The sequence below is a fragment of the Glycomyces xiaoerkulensis genome (assembly GCF_002798405.1).
Classification (GTDB): Bacteria; Actinomycetota; Actinomycetes; order Mycobacteriales; family Micromonosporaceae; genus Glycomyces; species Glycomyces xiaoerkulensis.
Window position 1 is genome coordinate 45,639 of sequence record NZ_PGGV01000018.1, and the last position, 17,809, is coordinate 63,447.

Annotated in this window: 13 protein-coding genes and 1 pseudogene; 3 read left to right on the forward strand and 11 right to left on the reverse strand. The window is 72.1% G+C overall.

The genetic code is table 11. The features are described from left to right. Window positions 1-165: 165 nt before the first annotated feature. Window positions 166-1,443, reverse strand: a complete 1,278-nt coding sequence (locus CUT39_RS08145; RefSeq protein WP_100445480.1) for an MFS transporter — start codon at window positions 1,441-1,443, stop codon at window positions 166-168. Between the two features lie 61 nt (window positions 1,444-1,504). Between CUT39_RS08145 and CUT39_RS08150 the strand changes: the two genes are divergently transcribed. Next, window positions 1,505-2,038 (forward strand): ArsR/SmtB family transcription factor, encoded by a 534-nt coding sequence (locus tag CUT39_RS08150; protein WP_198586965.1) that lies wholly within the window; start codon window positions 1,505-1,507, stop codon window positions 2,036-2,038. On the opposite strand, the gene glpK is transcribed toward CUT39_RS08150, so the two are convergent. From glpK to CUT39_RS08165, 3 genes are all read right to left on the reverse strand, one after another. Then, window positions 2,035-3,561 carry a glycerol kinase GlpK gene (gene glpK, locus CUT39_RS08155; protein WP_100445481.1) on the reverse strand — a complete coding sequence of 509 codons (1,527 nt, stop codon included), beginning with the start codon at window positions 3,559-3,561 and terminating at the stop codon, window positions 2,035-2,037. The genes CUT39_RS08150 and glpK overlap by 4 nt on opposite strands. 80 nt (window positions 3,562-3,641) lie before the next feature. Further along, a complete protein-coding gene (locus tag CUT39_RS08160) occupies window positions 3,642-4,964 on the reverse strand; it encodes a DNA polymerase Y subunit UmuC family protein (protein WP_100445482.1) in 1,323 nt (440 codons plus the stop codon). Between the two features lie 7 nt (window positions 4,965-4,971). Then, the gene (locus CUT39_RS08165; protein WP_157930547.1) at window positions 4,972-5,688 is read right to left on the reverse strand and encodes a hypothetical protein; all 717 of its coding nucleotides are present in this window, start codon (window positions 5,686-5,688) and stop codon (window positions 4,972-4,974) included. Between the two features lie 191 nt (window positions 5,689-5,879). Here CUT39_RS08165 and CUT39_RS08170 point away from each other — a divergent pair, with 191 nt between their 5' ends. Next, window positions 5,880-7,850, forward strand: coding sequence for a prolyl oligopeptidase family serine peptidase (locus CUT39_RS08170; RefSeq protein WP_100445499.1), 1,971 nt, complete (start codon window positions 5,880-5,882; stop codon window positions 7,848-7,850). A gap of 2 nt (window positions 7,851-7,852) precedes the next feature. Beyond that, window positions 7,853-8,773, forward strand: a pseudogene (locus tag CUT39_RS21090) (S66 peptidase family protein); the annotation flags it as partial. Between the two features lie 3 nt (window positions 8,774-8,776). Here CUT39_RS21090 and CUT39_RS21095 read toward each other — a convergent pair. From CUT39_RS21095 to CUT39_RS08210, 7 genes are all read right to left on the reverse strand, one after another. Continuing rightward, a complete protein-coding gene (locus tag CUT39_RS21095) occupies window positions 8,777-9,781 on the reverse strand; it encodes an SDR family oxidoreductase (RefSeq protein ID WP_100445484.1) in 1,005 nt (334 codons plus the stop codon). Window positions 9,782-9,912: 131 nt separating this feature from the next. Beyond that, complete coding sequence (locus CUT39_RS08185; protein ID WP_198586967.1) at window positions 9,913-11,937, reverse strand: cellulase family glycosylhydrolase; 2,025 nt, start codon at window positions 11,935-11,937, stop codon at window positions 9,913-9,915. A gap of 187 nt (window positions 11,938-12,124) precedes the next feature. Continuing rightward, window positions 12,125-12,349, reverse strand: a complete 225-nt coding sequence (locus CUT39_RS08190; RefSeq protein ID WP_100445486.1) for a helix-turn-helix transcriptional regulator — start codon at window positions 12,347-12,349, stop codon at window positions 12,125-12,127. 2 nt (window positions 12,350-12,351) lie between these two features. Continuing rightward, window positions 12,352-12,801: a hypothetical protein gene (locus CUT39_RS08195; RefSeq protein ID WP_198586968.1), complete on the reverse strand. Its 450-nt coding sequence runs from the start codon at window positions 12,799-12,801 to the stop codon at window positions 12,352-12,354. Window positions 12,802-12,935: 134 nt separating this feature from the next. Further along, the gene (locus CUT39_RS08200; RefSeq protein ID WP_100445487.1) at window positions 12,936-13,934 is read right to left on the reverse strand and encodes a 2-dehydropantoate 2-reductase; all 999 of its coding nucleotides are present in this window, start codon (window positions 13,932-13,934) and stop codon (window positions 12,936-12,938) included. Between the two features lie 39 nt (window positions 13,935-13,973). Beyond that, on the reverse strand, window positions 13,974-15,590 hold the full coding sequence (locus CUT39_RS08205) for a cellulose binding domain-containing protein (protein ID WP_100445488.1): 1,617 nt from the start codon (window positions 15,588-15,590) through the stop codon (window positions 13,974-13,976). A gap of 410 nt (window positions 15,591-16,000) precedes the next feature. Next, window positions 16,001-17,803 (reverse strand): ATP-binding cassette domain-containing protein, encoded by a 1,803-nt coding sequence (locus CUT39_RS08210; RefSeq protein ID WP_100445489.1) that lies wholly within the window; start codon window positions 17,801-17,803, stop codon window positions 16,001-16,003. Window positions 17,804-17,809 lie beyond the last annotated feature (6 nt).

Sequence of the window (17,809 nt, forward strand, 5' to 3'; positions counted from 1 at the left end):
CTGGGGTCCTGCCAGGGCCGGATCTGCGGCCGCAACGTCGCCGAACTGGCGGAGCTGCCCGAGGCCGCCGAGGCGTTCGCGCGGCGCCCGGTGGCGGCGCCGGTGCGGCTCGGCGAACTGGCCGAGCGGGTCGAGCCGGAACCGTTATCGCGGCGGCCGCCCCGGTCAGACGGGGGCCGGCCGTTCGGGTTCGGCCGACTCCGGCAGGTCGCGCATGCTTCGCAGCGGCGACAGGAACGGCGGCAGGAACGCCAGGCATCCGGCGAGCGCGGCGATCCACAGTGCGCCCTCGGCCCCGTAGAGGTGGCCGAGGGCGCCGCCGATGAGGGCGCCGATCGGCTGCGTGCCCCAGACCAGGAACCGGACGGTGGCGTTCATGCGGCCCAGCAGGCGGTCGGGGGTGACCCGCTGACGGAAGCTCACCTGAGTGACGTTGTAGACGACCACGCTGACGCCGATCACGACCATCCCCGCCCCCGCGGCCCAGATCCGCCATCCCGGCTCGGCGGCGGGGACCAGCAGCGCGAACGGCGCAGTGGCGGCCACCGAGACCCAGATGAGGCGGCCTTCGCCGATCCATGCCGCGGCCCGCCGGACCACCAGCGCGCCCAGCAGGCCGCCGAGACCGAACATGGACATGAGCAGGCCGATCGCCCCGGGGCCGAGACCCAGGTCACGCGGCAGGTAGACCACGAGCATGGCCATGAAGGCCGCGAAGCAGAGGTTGTACCAGCCGGTGCAGCCGACGATGGCGCGCAGCAGCCGGTGGCCGAGCACGAACGCCAGGCCCTCCCTGATGTCGGCGAGGAGCTTCGCGTCGGCGGGCACCTCGGGGGCGGGTTCTCGGCGGCGGATGCGGACCACGAACAGGGCCGAGGCGCCCATGGCGAGCGCGTCGAACGCGAGCGCGACCGGCGCGGTGAGCCAGGCGATGAGCTGCCCGGCCAGCGCCGGTCCGCCGAGACCGGCGGTCGAGCGGACGGCCTCGAGCTTGGCGTTGCCTTCGACGAGGTTGGCGCGGCCGACCAGGTGAGGCAGGTAGCTCTGGTAGGCGACGTCGAAGAAGACGGTGAACACGCCGAGGACGAGGGCGACCGCGAACAACTGCCAGATGGTCAGCGTGCCGGTCCACCAGGCGAGGGGGACGGTCAGCAGGATCGCGGCCCGCACCAGGTCGGCGGCGATGAGGACGCGGCGGCGGCGCATCCGGTCGACCCAGGCGCCGGCGGGCAGGCCGATGAGGAGGAAGGCGAGGGTGGTCAGCGCCGAGAGGGCGCCGACTTCGAGCTCGCCGGATTCGAGGGCGAGCACGGCGACCAGCGGGAGTGCGAGGGCGGTGACCTGCTGGCCGAACTGGCTGACGGTGGTGGAGAGGAACAGCCCGCGGAAGTCGCGGTCGCGGAGCAGGCCGCCGCGGGGCGGCCGGGTGGGGGCGGTTGCCATACGATTGAGTATTCCCGATCGATTGGGATTAGTCAATCGACGGTGCCGTTACCATGAGGGCGTGGCAGAGGAGAGCGACCAAGACGATCCGCGCCAGTTGGCGACCGAGGCCGAGGCGAAGGCGCTCGCCTCGGGGGTGCGGATCCGGATCCTGCGGATGTGCCTGGACGAGCCGCTGACGAACAAGGAGATCGCGACCCGGCTCGAGGCGAACCCCGCCACGGTGCTGCACCACGTTCGCAAGCTGGTCTCGACCGGTTTCCTGGAGGCGCAGGAGGAGCGCTCCGGGGCCCGCGGGGCGCGGGAGGTCCCGTACCTGGCGACGCGCAAGTCCTGGCGGCTGCGGTTCGGCGACCGGTACCCGCAGTTGAGCAGCGCGATGCTCGACGCCTTCCTCACCGAGGTGGGGCAGCTACCGGACCCGGGGACGGTCGACATCTCGCGGCTCGGGCTGCGGCTGACCGACGAGGAGTACGCCGAGCTGAAGGAGCGGATCAAGGAGCTGCTCGACGAGCTGGCCGCCCGGGAGCCGAGCGGCCGGGGGCACCCGTACTCGGTCTTCCTGGCGATCCACCCCGACCCCGGCCGCGATTAGGCCTGCGGTTCGTTCCAGCCCATGGTCCGTTCGACGGCCTTGAGCCAGTTGCGGTATTCGCGTTCGCGGACGGCCGGGTCCATCCGCGGGGTCCATTCGGCGTCGCGGCGCCAGTTGGCGCGCAGGTCGTCGGTGGACTCCCAGAAGCCGACGGCGAGACCGGCGGCGTAGGCGGCGCCGAGGCAGGTGGTCTCGGCGACCACCGGCCGCACCACCGGGGCGTCGACGACGTCGGCCAGGATCTGCATGAGCAGGTCGTTCTCGGTCATGCCGCCGTCCACTTTGAGCTCGGAGGGCTGGACGCCGGAGTCGGCGGCCATCGCGTCGGCGATCTCGCGGGTCTGCCAGGCGGTGGCCTCCAGGACGGCGCGGGCGAGGTGGGCCTTGGTGACGTACCGGGTGAGCCCGGCGATGACGCCGCGGGCGTCCGAGCGCCAGTAGGGGGCGAAGAGGCCGGAGAAGGCCGGCACGAAGTAGGCGCCGCCGTTGTCCTCGACCGAGGCGGCGAGGGGCTCGATCTCGGCGGCGGTGCCGATCATCCCCATCTGGTCGCGCATCCACTGCACCAGGGCGCCGGTGACGGCGATGGCGCCTTCGAGGGCGTAGACGGGGTCGGCCTCGCCGATGCGGTAGCCGACGGTGGTGAGCAGGCCGGACTCGGAGCGGATGGGTTTGTCGCCGGTGTTCATGAGCATGAACGTGCCGGTGCCGTAGGTGGACTTGGCGTCGCCGGCGCCGTAGCAGGTCTGTCCGAACAGGGCGGCCTGCTGGTCGCCGAGCGCCGAGGCGACCGGTACGCCCTCGAGGGCGCCGCCGGCGACGCGGCCGTAGACCTCCGAAGAGGAGCGGATCTCGGGCAGGATCCGGACCGGGACGCCCATCTCGGCGGCGATGTCCTCGTCCCATTCGAGGCCGTCGAGGTCCATCATCAGGGTCCGGGAGGCGTTGGTGGCGTCGGTGACGTGGACGCCGCCGCGCGGGCCGCCGGTGAGGTTCCAGATGACCCAGGAGTCCATGGTGCCGAACAGGAGCTCCCCGGCCTCGGCCCGCTCGCGGAGCCCGTCGACGTTGTCCAGCAGCCAGGCGATCTTGGGACCGGCGAAGTAGGTGGCCAGCGGCAGGCCGGTCCGGCGGCGGAAGCGGTCCTGGCCGGACGGGCCGCCGAGCTCGCGGCAGAGGTCGTCGGTGCGGGTGTCCTGCCAGACGACCGCGTTGTGCACCGGCTCGCCGGTGCGCTTGTCCCACAGCAGGGTCGTCTCGCGCTGGTTGGTGACGCCGATCGCGGCGACGTCGTCGCGGGAGATTCCGGCCGCCGCCACGGCGCCGGCCACGACCGCTTGGACGTTGGTCCAGATCTCGGCGGCGTCGTGCTCGACCCAGCCGGGGCCGGGGAAGATCTGCCGGTGCTCGGTCTGGTCGACCGCGACGGTGCGGCCGCCGCGGTCGAAGACGATGCAGCGGCTGGAGGTCGTGCCCTGGTCGATGGCCGCGACGAACGGCCCCGTCCCGCGTGGATCGGTCATGCTCTGCTCCTGAACCTCGTCGTCAAGGCGGCCCGGCCCACGGTGTGGCGGCCCGCACGGCGTCCACGTTATAGAGCCCGTCAGTCGTACCAGCCGGCGATCCTCCACCGCCGGTGCTCGGCGTGGAGCAGCGCGGCGCGGCCGTCGCCGAGCACCACCTGGAGCCGGGTGTAGCGGCGGGCGGTCTGAGGGTCCCACCAGCGCTCGACCACCGGCCAGGGGCCGGCCCAGGCGATGACCGGGACGCGGCGGTCGCCGAGGGAGACCAGCGCGGGGACGGCCGACAGGCCGCCGCGGGCGGGGGCCGAGACCGGCACCCCGGCCGCGTCCAGCACCGCGACCGGTTCGTCGGTCCCGGTCAATGCCGGCAGGGGGTCGGGCAGGGCGCCCGGCCACGGACCGGAGCGGGCCAGGGCGCTCCCGGCGCCCCAGGGAACGAGGCGGCACCGCTCGTGCAGGTCGCGGCCGTCGGTCTCGGTGGCGAGCACGACGGCGTCGGGGCCGAGCAGACCCTGGGCGTGGCGGAGCGCGGCCTCGGCGCGGACGGTGGCGGCGTCCTTGGAGTCCCACAGGCCCCGTCCGGCGTCGACCAGGCCGAGCATTCCGTCGGCGGCGAGTTCGAGCGCGGACAGGGCGTCAGCCTCCTCGCCCGAGAGCCAGCCTTCGAGCTGCCAACGGACGCGGCGGGCCAGTTCGGTCGCGGGTCCGGCCGGATCGAACTGCCAGGTGCGTTCGCGGACCCGGCCGCCGGCGGTGCGGGCGGTGACGGTGACGCGGGTGCAGGTGAGGTTGCGGCGGCCGAGGTCGGCCAGCAGCCGTTCGGCCAAGGGCCGGGCGGCGAAGGCGGCCTGCTCGACCGTCTCGTAGGGCTCTTCGGCCTCGACGGCGACGGTGAACTCGGGCGGGGTCCGGCGGGGCACGAGCGGCCGGGCGCCTCCCCCGGCCGCGAGGGACCGGGCGCGGCGGGCCGCCGCGCCGAACCGCTCGGCCACGGCCGCGGCGGGCAGGGCCGCGAAGGCGCCGAGGGTGTCGATCCCCAGGCGGCGGAGGGTCTCGCAGGTGCCGGCGTCGACCAGGCCGGTGTGACGGAGGGCGGCGATGTCGAAGGGGGCGAGGAATTCGGCGTCGCGGCCGGGCCGGACGATCCGGCCCGAGCGGGCGGCCAGTGCGGCCGCGAGCAGGCCGTCGGCGACGCCGGTCTGGCAGTCCCGGTCGACCAGGCCGGCGACGGTGTCGATGAGCCGCTCGCAGAAGGCGGCCTCGTCGCCGGCCAGGCGGCGCAGCGGCATGGCGGCGCAACCGGGACCGAGCACCTCGACGTAGGGGGTGAGCAGGTCGAGCGCGTCCAGGACCGGTTCGAAGGAGGCCGCGTCCTCGTCCTCCCAGTCCGGCAGCCGCGCCACCAGCGTCCTAACCACGGGTCCGCAGGCCCAGGTCGACGACGTTGCCGGGCGGGACCCCGCCGTAGGGGCGGATCCGGGCCCGGTGCTTCCCGCCGGCGCGCCACCGGGCGGCGACCTCCAGCTCGCAGCCGGTGAGGCGGCCGGTCCCGTAGCGGCGTCCGGAGCCCGCCCGCAGGCCCTGCCAGTGCACCGCCGCGACCTCGAGCCGGGCGTCGGCCGCGTCCACGGCCCGGGTCTCCCACCACACGATCGCGGTGCCCGAGCGGTGGCTCTTGGCGGCCAGGCGGCGCATCTGCTTCGGGGTGAAGCCCGCGCTGGGCACCACCAGCACCGGTACGCCGGCCGCCAGCGCACCGGCCGCGTCGGGCACCTGCCCGCGGTCGGCCTCGACCAGCGCCAGGCGGTCCAGGTCGACCCCGGCCGAGCGCGCCGCCAGCGGATAGAGGCCGGGCAGGCCGACCACCGCGCACCAGGCCCCCGCCTGGCTGGGGCCCGCCAGCAGCCGCCACAGCAGCGAGGTGGCCCCGGTCCGGGCGGCCGGGAGCGCGGTCACCGTCGACAGGCCGCCGTAGGGCAGGAGTCCGGAGAGGTCGGGGGTGACCGGCAGGGTGTGGCGGGAGGAGGCCGGCGCCGGTGCCGACGGCTCGGCGGCGGCCTTGAGCTCCCCGGCGAACCGCAGCCCGTACTCGGCGGCCAGCTCGGCCGGAACGGTCCTCTCCAACACTTCGACCCCCGTGACAATATCGAACGTGTGTATGAGTTCAACATACCGAACCGGGGGGCGGACGCAAGATCGAACTCCTGTCTGATGGGTCTCAGAGTATGCGTGCCCACCGACACCACCGGGGGCGCCGACGCGGTGCCGGCGGCGGCACACTGGCGCACGGGACGCATCCGCTCGAGGAGAGGACCGACATCGTGACCATCGCAACCTACGGAGCCTGGCGGTCCCAGGTCACCGCCGAACTGGTGGCGCGCGCCGACGGGCGGCCGGCGTTCCTCGGCCGGGTCGGCGACGAGGTCTGGTGGACCGAGCCGCGCCCCTCCGAGGGCGGGCGGCGGGCACTGGTCCGCCCCGGCGCGGACGGGCCGCGGGCGGTGCTGCCCGAACCGTGGAACGTGCGCAACCGCGTCCACGAGTACGGCGGTGCCCCGTGGGTCGGGAGCGAATCGCTCATCGTGTTCTCGAACTTCGACGACCAGCGGCTCTACCGCTACGAGCCCGGCTCGGAGGCCGACCCGGCGCCGCTGACGCCGGTGCCGCGGATTCCCGGCGGCCTGCGCTGGTGCGACATGGCGCTCGACCCCGGGCGCGGCGAGGTCTGGGCGGCGATGGAGGAGTTCACCGGCGAGCGGCCGACCGACGTGCGGCGGACGATCGCGGCCGTGCCGCTGGACGGGTCGGCCGCCGCCGACCGCGGGGCGCTCCGGGAGCTGACCGGCGACCGCTACCGGTTCACCACCGGGCCGCGGATCTCCCCCGACCGGAAGCGGGCGGTGTGGATCGCCTGGAACCACCCGGACATGCCCTGGGACGGCACGGAGCTGCGGACGGCGGCCGTGACCGACGCGGGCGCATTCGAGGACGCGCGCACCGTCGCCGGCGGGCGCGAGGAGTCGATCCCCCAGGCCGAGTGGGCCCCGGACGGATCGCTGGTGGTCGCGAGCGACCGGACCGGCTGGTGGAACCTGTACCGGCTCGACCCCGACTCGGGCCGGGCGGTCGGGCTGCACCCGGCCGAGGAGGAATTCGCAGGACCGCTGTGGACGATCGGTTCGCAGTGGTTCGAGGTCCTCGACGACGGCCGCATCGCCTGCATCCACGGGCGCGGCGAGGCCCGCCTCGGCCTCCTCGACCCCGCCACCGGAACGGTGACCGACGCGCCGGGCCCCTGGACCGAATGGGCCCCGACGCTCGTCTCCAACGGCGGGCGGATCATCGGCCTGGCCGGCGGCCCGAGCCGCGACTACGAGATCGTCGCCTGGGACGGCGCCGGCACGGCCGAAGTGGTCGGCCGCGAGCACGTCGACCGGGTCGACCCGGCCTACTACCCCGAGCCCGAGCACCGGACCTTCGCCGGTCCGGGCGGACGCGACGTCCACGCCTCGGTCCACCGGCCCCGCAACCCGGACTTCGAAGGCCCCGAAGGCGAGCCGCCCCCGTTCGCGGTCTGGGTCCACGGCGGCCCGACCGGGAGCCACCGGTCGGTGCTCGACCTGGAGATCGCCTACTTCACCTCCCGCGGCATCGGCGTGGTCGAGGTCGACTACGGCGGTTCGACCGGCTACGGCCGGGAGTACCGGAACCGGCTGCGCGGCCGGTGGGGCGTGGTCGACGTCGAGGACTGCGCCGCGGTGGCCCGGGCGCTGGCGGCCGAGGGCACCGCCGACGGCGAGCGCCTGGCGGTGCGCGGCGGCAGCGCGGGCGGCTGGACCGCGGCCGCGTCGCTGACCTCCCCGGCGGCCGAAGGGCTCTACGCGTGCGCGGCCATCATGTTCCCCATCCTCGACCTGGCCGGCTGGCTCGGCATCGGCACCCACGACTTCGAATCGCGGTACCTGGAGTCGCTGGTCGGGCCCTACGAGGAGGTGCCCGAGCGGTACCGCGACCGCTCGCCGGTCAACCACACCGACCGGATCTCGGCGCCGTTCGTCCTGCTGCAGGGCCTGGAGGACGCGATCTGCCCGCCGGAGAACTGCGAGCGATTCCTGGAGCGCCTCCGGGGCCGGGGCGTGCCGCACGCCTACCTGGCCTACGAGGGCGAGCAGCACGGCTTCCGGATGGAGTCCAGCATCGTCAGCGCCGTCCGATCCGAGTTCGGGCTCTACGCCCGGACCTTCGGGTTCGACGCCCCCGAGGCGGCGGCGTTGGAGCTGCGGACGTGAGCATGGAGCCCCTGGCCCGGCCCCGCCGCCTCCGGCGGGGCGACCGGGCGGCGATCGTCGCCCCGGCCGGCCCGGTGCCGCCGGACCTGCTCGAACTGGGCCTGGACGTCCTCCGCGGCTGGGGCCTGGAGGTCGAGACGATGCCGCACGTGCTCGACGCCCATCCGCGGCACTCGTTCCTGGCCGGCACCGACGCCGACCGCGCCGACGACTTCCGGCGGGCCTGGTGCGAGGAGTCGTTCGCGGCCGTGTTCGCCGCGCGCGGCGGCTACGGCTGCCAGCGCATGCTCGACCTGCTCGACTGGGAGGCACTCGCGACGGCCGGACCCAAGGTGTTCACGGGCTTCAGCGACGTCACCGCCGTGCACGAGGCGATCGCGCTCCGGCTCGGCCGGGCGACGCTGCACGCCCCGATGCCGGCCTGGTCGACCTTCGTCGACGACGCCGCGACCCGGGAGCACCTGCGGCGGACGCTGTTCGATCCCGAACCGGTGCGGCGGCTCGCGCCGCCCGACGCCCGGCCGCTGGTGCCGGGGCGGGCCTCGGGCATCACGTTCGGCGGCAACGCGAGCCTGCTCGCCGCCGGCGTCGGCGGGCCGGAGTCGCGCCCGGACGCCGCGGGCGGCCTGCTCATCCTGGAGGAGACCGGGGAGGAGGCGTACCGGCTCGACCGGCTGCTGACGCAGTTGCGCCGCGCCGGGCGGCTCGACGGCCTCGCCGGTGTCGCGCTCGGGCCGTGGGACGGCGGCGACTCGGTCGGGGCCCTGCGGGCGGTGGCGCTCGACCGCTTGGGCGACTTGGGCGTCCCGGTCGTCGAGGACTTCGGGTTCGGCCACTGCCGACCGGCGCTGACCGTGCCGCTGGGCCTGCCGGCGGTGCTGGACGCGGACGCCGGGACGCTCACGTACGAGGTCCCGGCGCTCAGGTTAGAGGGCGCGGGGCCGGTGGGCCTCGATCAGGCGGTCCATGAGGGCGTCCAGCTCCGGGTCGACCGTCCGCTGCTCGGGGTGGGCGTCGTACCAGTCGACGATCTCGCGGGCGCCCAGCCGGAACGGCGTGGGCCGCAGGCCGAACTCGGGGACGAGGGACTTGAGTTTGGAGTTGTCGAAGAGCATCGTGTGCGACTTGTCGCCGATGAGGCCGGCGCCCCAGTCGGGGTCGGAGGCGGCGATGGCGTCGGTCGGGACGTGGACGAGCTCGGGGTCGCCGACCCCGGCGGCCGCGGCGAGGTCGCGGAAGATCCGGTCCCAGGTCGGGGCCTCGTCGCCGGTGATGTGGAAGGCCTCGCCGATCGCGGCCTCCTTGCCGAGCAGGCCGACGAAGCCGACGGCGAAGTCGCGCGCATGCGTGAGCGTCCACAGTGATGTGCCGTCGCCGTGGACGACGACGGGCCTGCCCGCGCGCATCCGCTCGACGGCGGTCCAGCCGCCCTCGCAGGGCAGCAGGGTCTGGTCGTAGGTGTGGGAGGGTCGCACGATCGTCATCGGGAAGTCCCGGTCGCGGTAGGCCTCGACCAGCAGCTCCTCGCATGCGATCTTGTCGCGCGAATACTGCCAGTGGGGGTTCTTCAGCGGCGTCGACTCGGTGACCGGCATGCGCGTCGGCGGGGTCTGGTAGGCCGAGGCGGAGCTGATGAACAGGTACTGGTCGGTACGGTCGGCGTACAGGTCGATGTCGCGCCGCACCTGCTCGGGGACGAAGTTGACCCAGTTGACGACGGCGTCGAAGCGGGCCTCGCCGATCGCCTCGAGCACCGAGTCGGGGTCGTTCGCGTCGGCCCTGAGGCGAGTGATGCCGTCGGGCAGTCGCCGGATCCTGCTCTCGCCGCGGTTCAGGACCGTCACGTCCATGCCCTGGCCGACCGCCTCGTGCACGCACGAGGTGCTGATGGCGCCGCTGCCGCCGATGAACAGGACCTTCAGGTTCGACATGCTCCGCTCCTTCGCTGCTCGACGGCCGCGCCGCTCCGGCGGCCCGCGCCAGCTTATCGCGCAGGCCGGCGGACGGGGCGGGGCCGCGGCGGCCGGAGCCGCCGCGGCCCGGGTGAGAGGCGTACCGCGGACTAAGAGGCCGAGCCGGTGACGTTGCCGCCGGACTCGGTGACCTGGTAGGTGACGGTCTCGCCGCTCCAGAAGTGGAAGGTGAGCGTCACCGCCCGGTCGTCGTCGACCTCGTCGAAGAAGTCGGACGTCAGCTCGATCTGGCCGGCGTCCCGGTCGGGCTGGAAGGCCTGGGCGAACTCCTTGTAGGAGGTCCAGTCGTGCGGGCCGGCGTTGGCACCGTCCTCGTAGACCGCCTCCATGGTGGCGAGCTGGTCGCCGTTGAACTGCGTCGGGATCGCGAAGGAGTCGGTCGGTCCCGAGGCGTCCTGGAGGACCGGCACGTCGTAGGAGACGATGCTGATCCGCCACGGCGCGCCCTGCGAGAACTCGGCGTACAGGTCGGCGTTGACGCCGTAGTCCTGCGAACCGACCAGCCGCTCCAGGGCCGAGGCGGTGATGGTGAGCTGGTCGCCCGAGACGGTGTAGTCGGCGCCCTCCTCCAGCGGGGTGCCGCCCTCGCGCAGGCCCTCGAACGCGGTGCCGTTCAGGTTGAGCGTGAGGTCGGCGTCGCCGATGGTGCCGGAGCGTTCGACGAAGACCTGGTCGGTCGAGGCGGTGCCGGAGCGGCCGGTCCAGCTCGCCTCCAGCATCTCGTACAGCTCGGGGTCGCTCCACTCGAAGGAGGTGCGTCCGAAGTGCTGCCCGTTGTCCCACAGTTGCAGGGTGATGTCGGTCTCGTTGGCGTAGTGGCCGACGAACTCGAAGAACTTCAGCTTCTCGCCCTGCTCGATGGTGCCGGTGTGGGCGTCGAAGCCGAGCAGGCCGTACTCGCCGATGATGACCGGGACCCCTTGGTTCACAAAGGTGTCGCGGACCCGGTCGAAGTTGTCGATCACGTCCTGGCGGACCTCGTCGTCGAAGGTGGTGTAGCCGGCGACGTTCACGCTGAAGGGCCAGAAGCCGTAGTAGTGGACGGTCGCGGCGATGTTCGGGTCGTCGAGCGAGTCGATGGTGTCGACCAGCGCGTCGAGACGCTCCTGCTCGGCGTTGGTGTGCAGCGTCGGCAGGACGAGCACGCGGTCGGCGTTGCCGCCGCCCGAGCCGCGCACGATGTCGTGGAAGGCGACGTTGAGCTCGTCGAGCAGGTCGTCGCCGGTGGCGTCGTCGACGTTGTCGAACTGCGGTTCGTTGACGCTCTCGAACAGCAGCTCCGGCGGGGCGTCCCGGAACCGGTCGGCCAGTTCGTTCCAGATCACCTCGTAGCGGTCCATGACCTCGGCGCGGTTGTTCTGCATGTCGGCCATCCAGATCCACGAGTCGTGGTGGATGTTGATCAGCACGTACAGGTCGGCGTCGAGCGCCCAGCCCACGACCTCTTCGACCCGGTCCAGGTAGTCCGACTCGATGGCGTAGTCGGGTGCCGGGCCCTGGTGGTCGTCCCAGGTGACTGGGATGCGGATGCTGTTGAAGCCCTCGTCGCTGATGTTCTGGATCAGGTCCTGGGTGATCCGCGGGTTGCCCCAGGCGGTCTCGTCCTCGCCCACCGAGTCGAGCGAGTTGCCGAGGTTCCAGCCCGGCTGCATCGCCGCGACGGTCTCGGCGGCGTCGGTGTCGTCGTCGGGCGGCGGCGTGGTGGTCGGCGCGGTGGTGGTCGGCGAGGTGGTCGGGTCGTCGACGTCCCCGTCGCAGACGGTGCCGTTGAGGGCGAAGTCGGTCGGGTCGGTGTTGCTGCCCGACCAGGAGCCGTTGAAGCCGAAGGAGGTCGAGCCGTTCGAGGCGATGTGGCCGTTGTAGCCGGCGTCCACGGCGGTCTGCTGGCCGCCGGAGGAGGTGACGGTGGCGTTCCAGGCCGAGCTGACCTCTTGGCCGTCGGGGAACGTCCAGGTCAGCTCCCAGCCGTCGATCGGCTCGCCGAGGTTGGTGATGTCCACGTTGGCGGTGAAGCCGCCGGGCCACTCGTGCTGGACGCGGTAGTCCACCTCGCAGCCGGCGGCGGCCTGGGCGATCATCGGCGTGACGATCCCGAGCCCCGCTATTAGGGCCACAGTGGATGAAAGTATGAGGATGAGCCGCCTTCGGGCTCGCAGCACAGCTTGCATTGCACTCCTTAGTCATCGGTGAGCGGTTCGAGGCGCGACGCCCACCGGGGCGATCGACAGGCCTCGATGCAAGACTAAGTTTACAAGCCAAACTTTGTCAATCCACGTCAGGGATGCCGACCGCGATCACGGTTCAGTCTCCGGAGTCGTCGTAGCCGAAGACCTCGTCGAGGGGGACGTCGAAGACCCGGGCTATCTGGAAGGCCATCTCCAGCGAGGGCGAGTAGCGGCCCCGCTCGATCGCGATGACGGTCTGCCGGGTGACGTCGATGCGGTCCGCGAGCTGCGCCTGGGTCATCTCCCCGTTGGCGAACCGCAGCGCGCGGATGTTGTTGGTGACCCTGGTCCGTTTGCCCACGGTCAGAATCCTCGTCGGTACGCGGCGACCTTGACGACCGACTGGACGATCGCCGAGAGGACGAAGGCGAAGTAGATCGCGTTGGCGATCCAGAAGTACGGGGCCTCGAACATCGTCAGCGCGAACGCGCCGAGGACGGCGACGGCCAGGGTGAGGAAACCGGCGCTCTCACCGCGCCGGTCGATGCCCCGGTCGCGCTCGTCCCGGCGGTCGCGGCCCTTGCGGGGCCCGGGCGCCAGGAACATGTTCGCCACGATCGAGGCCGCGATGGCGATCAGGAGCGGGCGCTGGAAGTCGATCTGGTCGGCCGGGGCGTCGCCGAGGCGGCCGAGCATGATCACCGCGTAGACGGCCGGGACCGCGACGGCGGTGGTCAGGTAGCCCCAGGCGTAGCGTTCGCCGTAGGGCAGGGCGGGCCCATGGGGACGGTCGCGGTCGGACGGTTCGGTCATGACGCGGGGCCTCCCCGGTGGCCGGTCGGGCGGGTGAGGCGTTCGTCGAAGGACATCGCATGCTCCGGACATCTGAGGTTCTATACGCCCACAAGAGTAAAGTATTCACGACATAATGTCAATTATACTTGACATCAACGGCCGGCGAGGTCGGCCAGCAACTCCCGGCCGGACCAGTCGCGGCGTCCGCCCCGCTCGGCGTCGTGGACCAGCTCGACCAGGCGGGCGTTGACCGGGGCGGCCAGGCCGTGCCTGCGCGCGAGGCCGACGACCTCGCCGTTGAGGTAGTCCACTTCGGTGGGACGCCCCGCTTCCAGGTCCTGCCACATCGACGAGCGCGCGTGCGGATCGATCTCGAGCACCCTGCCGGCGGCCCGCTTGAAGACGCCGTCGGGCAGACCGAGCAGGGTCGGCATCCATTTGGGAGGAAGCATCGTGAGCTTGGCCGGGGCCAGGCCGACCGCGTCATACGCCGCCAGCGCCTCGCGCTGGGCCAGGGCCAGGCAGCGCCGGTAGGCCCGCTGCGACAGCTCCTGTTTGATCGGCAGACTCGAGAGGGCGTTGATCGCGTTCTCGAGATTGATGAGCAGCTTGCCGGCCTGGACGGCGCCGATGTCGTCGCGCTGGTTCAGCGGCACACCCGCCCGAGCGAACGCCTCCGACCAGCGATCGAGTCCGCGGTGCCGCTGTACCTCGAGCTCGCCGGCGGTGGAGCAGTGGAACCGGCCCTCGCCCCGGCCGACCACGTTGAATCCGACCATGCCCGCGAGCACGATGGCGCCGGGAAGCTTCTCGCGCAGGACCTCGGCGTTGCGCAGGCCGTTCTGGAGGCTGACCACGACCGTGCCGGGTTCGATCCGGGGCGCCAGCTCCTCCCCCGCCGCGGCGGTCGCGCCCGACTTCACGGCGACCAGGACCAGATCGGCCCCGGCCACCGCGTCCGGAGCGATCTGGATCCGGGCGTCGGCGGCACGCATTTCGGTGCCGCGCCAGTCGGTGAGGGTGAGGCCGTTGCCGGCGACCTGTCGCGCGATGCGCTCGCGCCCGACGAAGTCCACCGCGGCCCCGGAGGCCGCGAGCCGGCCCCCCACGTAGCAGCCGATGCTCCCGGCGCCGTATACGCAGATCGTCATGACCGGATGGTACCGGCGGCGGCGCTCACCCTCGCCGTTCTAGCAGTCGAATTCGAGGTCGACCGCCGACCCGGAGGCGATGAATCCGAAGACCTGGCGGCTCTGGCCGGCCTCGATGCGGCCGTTCCAACCCACGTCCGAGGCGGTCACCGTCGACCCCGACTGCGACAGGTCGGTGTTCCAGGAACTGCTGACCTGCTGGCCTCCGGGCCAGTCCCAGCTCACGTTCCAGCCGTCGACGGCTTGGCTCCCGGCGGTGATGGTCACGTTGCCCTGCCAGCCCGAGCCCCAGTCGTTGACCACCTCGACCCGGCCCCGGCAGTCGCCGGTGCCGCCGCCGTTGTCGTCGTCGCCGCCGTCGTCGTCATCGTCCCCGCCGTCGTCGCTCTCGCCGGTCACGAACGTCGTCACGCTCTGGGCCGGAAGCACTGCGGTGAAGGAGCCGTCGGAAACGCTGATCGCGCTCTGGGGCTGGAGATTGCCGCCCGCGTCGGTCACCCACGACGACACGCTGGAGGCGGTGGTGTCCCGCATGGTGAACGACTGGCTCACCGACGAGCCCTTGTTGACCGCGACGATCACGATCTCGTTGTCGCCGCCCTTGTACGCCGAGGTGTAGACGTTCGAACGGGGGCTGGCGGTCGCATCGATCCGCACATACCCGGGCCGGACGAACTTCGAGAAGTGCGCCATGTTGGCGCCTCGCTTGCTGATCTGCCCGTTCTCCAGCATGGGGCCGTAGTAGCGCCGGATGTACCACCACACGTACGCCTGGAACTGGCCGTCCACCAGCGCCCAGTGGATGTGCTCCCCCACATCGAGCGCCTGGGGCCACTGGTCGGCCGAATCGCTGCTGTTGGGGTAGTAGACCTCGGTCATCCACAGTTCCTTGCCCGAGCCCCGCGACTCGAACAGGGGGTAGTCGAAGTCGCCGAACTGCGTGCCGTAGAGGTGGGTGCCGAGGATGTCGAGATTGGCGAGTGCTTCGGGGTCGTTGAGGATCGGGTCCGAGAGGTTCTTGCGGTACTGGAACGACTCGGGTGCGATGACCCTGGTGGCGAGTGAACCGGCGTTCTCCCGCATGAACCGGGCCATCTCCTGCGGGGTCCACCAGGTCCAGTCCTCGGCGTAGTCGGGCTCGTTCTGCACCGAGATCCCGTACAGGTCCACCCCGTTGTCGCTCATGTACTGGTTGAAGTCGTTCAGGTGCTGCGCGTATTCGCCGTACATGTCGTACCGGAGGCGCTGGTCGCCGTTGACGGTCTCGACCATGTGCGAAGGGGGATTCCACGGCGCGGCGATGACCTTCGCCCCGTGCTCGACCGCGCGCTGGGCCGTCGCGACCTCGCCGCTCCAGTTCGACTGGTTCTCATGGACCGGGAGGCGCAGCACCGAGAAGCCCAACTGCCCCTGGCCGTTGCCGAACGCGGTGTCCCGCTGGGCGGGCGTCAGGTCGTCGATCCAGGCGGTGTGGTTCATGCCGCCGAAGCCTTGGATCGTCTGGCGCACCGCCGACGGGTCGACGACCACGCCGGCCTGCGCCCCGGCCGGCGGCGCCGCGACCGCTAGTACCGGGAGTCCGCTCATCGCCAGGAAGGTCCTCCGGCTGAGCGCTTTCGCGGTGGTGTCCTGGGGTCGGTTTCGACGTGTGGTCATGTGGTTCGTTCCCTTCTTGTCGAGTCGAGGGGCGATGGTTGTTATCGATCACCGGACAGCGTGGACGGAGAGGGGGGGATCGCCGAGGACGCCGGGCGACTCCGGGCGACTCCGGGGACTGGGTGGACGGAAACCGGCGGCGCACTGTCGGTCATTGCCGTTCCTTGGTCGTTCTCCGAGGAGAAGAGCGGATCGGGTTGCCGGTGAGGGGATGCGTGGGCGTGGACACGGATCTCGCCCCGCCCGCGCCGCCGATCTGAAAGTAACGGCGGTTACCGATAACGCTTTCGGAGGCCCCACCAGGGCCACATATAGATTATCATCAATCTTCAGGCCGCGAAAGTCCCGGAATTACCGACAAATCGCGAAAGGGCGGAACTGATCGGCCGCGGGGCCCGACGACGGTCCGGTCAGGCCGGTCCGGTCCATGCCCGCCCGCCCGTCGGCACCGCTTCGCCGGCACTCGGTTCCGAGTCCGCCGCCCGCCAGTGATCGACCAGGGCGGCATAGCGGCGGTCGGTCTCCAGCAACCGGTCGTGGCCGCCGATCGCGACGTGGTCGGTATCGAGCAGCAGGATGCGGTCGGCACGCGCCGCCGAGCTGATGCGGTGGGCGATGACGATCAGCGTGCCGGGGCGGGCCGCCACCGCCGCCTCGGCCCGGACCTCGGCGGCCGGATCGAGATGCGAGGTGGCCTCGTCGAGGATGAGCACCCGCGCCGGTGACAGTCGGCTCCGGGTCAGGGCGACCAGTTGCCGCTCCCCCAGCGACAGGTCGGCGCCGCCGGTGCCGATCGGCGCGTCGAGTCCGCCGAGCCGGTGCAGCACGCCCGCCAATCCGGTGGCGCGGGCGGCCTCCAGGCATTCGGCGTCGTCGGCATGCGGCGCCAGGTAGGTGAGGTTCTCGCGAATGGAACCCGCGAACACATACGCCTCCTGCGGGATCAGGCAGATGCGCCGTCGCAGGAGCGGCTCGCCGATCCGGGGCAGCGGTACTCCGCCCAGCAGGATCGAACCTTCATCGGGCCGTCGCAGTCCGGCCAGCAGGTCCGCCAGTGTGGACTTGCCGATGCCGCTGGCTCCTACGACGGCCAGATGCTCGCCCTCGTCGACGGCGAGGCTCAACTCCTCGACCACGGGTGCGGCGCGCGAGCCGTAGCGGAAGGTGACCCCGCGCAGTTCCAGTCGGTCGCCCGAAGACGCCGGCCGGTCCGCGTCGCGGTCTCCCCGAAGCCGGTCGCCGATCTCGGGGGGTCTCGCCGGCCGCAGGCTCTCCCCCAGCCGGTCGAGGGTCACCATCAGCTCCAGCCCCCATCCGCCCGCCATCGTGATCAGGTTGCGGAGCGCCGGTTCGAGGGTGACGCTGAGATAGGCGGCGGCCCCGACGACCTCGCCGACGCTCAACCGGCCCTCTCGGATAAGCCAGGGCGCGGCTCCCAGCAGACCCAGCAGCGGGAGCTGGCCCCCGAGGAACACCAGCAGCTTGCGCGACGCGGACGCCCGGGCCAGCGCCCTGGTCGCGGCCAGTTCGGCGTCGATGTGTCCGGCCATATCTGCGACCGCCTGGGACCGGCCGTTGCACGCCATGATGTCCCGCTTTCCGGTGAACACCAGTCCGCCGTGCGTGGCTACGTCCTCTTTGGCTAGCAGTACGGTCCTGCTGCGGCGGGCCAGCGCCGGCAGGAGCAGAGCGAACAGGCCGAGCGTGGCGACCGCCAGCGCCGCCACCGGTCCGGCCAGGAGCGGGGTCAGCAGGGCGAGCCCGATCAAGGCGGCTACCACGGTGAACACGACCTGGCGCATGGTGCGCAGGGTCGCGAACAGGATGTTGCGCACCGTCTGGATTTGCTCGGTCATCCGGTTGATGCCGGAGCTGTCGAGTTTGCCCGCCGTGAGATCGGGCGCGGTGACCAGGCTGGTGGCCACGGCTTCCAGCAGGGCGTCGCGTACCGGCTCGACCAGCGCCGCGATATGCGGGAACAGGCGCCGCACCGCGATCGCGGCCACCCCGGCGGCGGCCAGCAGTCCGGTCAGGGAGGCGAAGCCGGCGAGGATCCGGTCCGCCAGGAACTGGTCGATGGCGCGGGCCAGCAGCAGGCCCGACAGGAGCGCCGGGACCGACTCCAGGAGCGACCACAGCAGCAGCCACACCAGGTGGCTTTTGCGTGCGGTCAGTTCGCGCAGCAGCACGGCGGCGGCGTGGTGTCGCGGCATGTCGGG

Excerpts from the sequence above, each read along its gene's own strand:
- CUT39_RS08145 (WP_100445480.1), bottom strand. The coding sequence starts at position 1,443 with ATGGCAACCGCCCCCACCCGGCCGCCCCGCGGCGGCCTGCTCCGCGAC.
- glpK (WP_100445481.1), bottom strand. The coding sequence starts at position 3,561 with ATGACCGATCCACGCGGGACGGGGCCGTTCGTCGCGGCCATCGACCAG.
- CUT39_RS21095 (WP_100445484.1), bottom strand. The coding sequence starts at position 9,781 with ATGTCGAACCTGAAGGTCCTGTTCATCGGCGGCAGCGGCGCCATCAGC.
- CUT39_RS08195 (WP_198586968.1), bottom strand. The coding sequence starts at position 12,801 with ATGACCGAACCGTCCGACCGCGACCGTCCCCATGGGCCCGCCCTGCCC.
- CUT39_RS08200 (WP_100445487.1), bottom strand. The coding sequence starts at position 13,934 with ATGACGATCTGCGTATACGGCGCCGGGAGCATCGGCTGCTACGTGGGG.
- CUT39_RS08205 (WP_100445488.1), bottom strand. The coding sequence starts at position 15,590 with ATGACCACACGTCGAAACCGACCCCAGGACACCACCGCGAAAGCGCTC.
- CUT39_RS08210 (WP_100445489.1), bottom strand. The coding sequence starts at position 17,803 with ATGCCGCGACACCACGCCGCCGCCGTGCTGCTGCGCGAACTGACCGCA.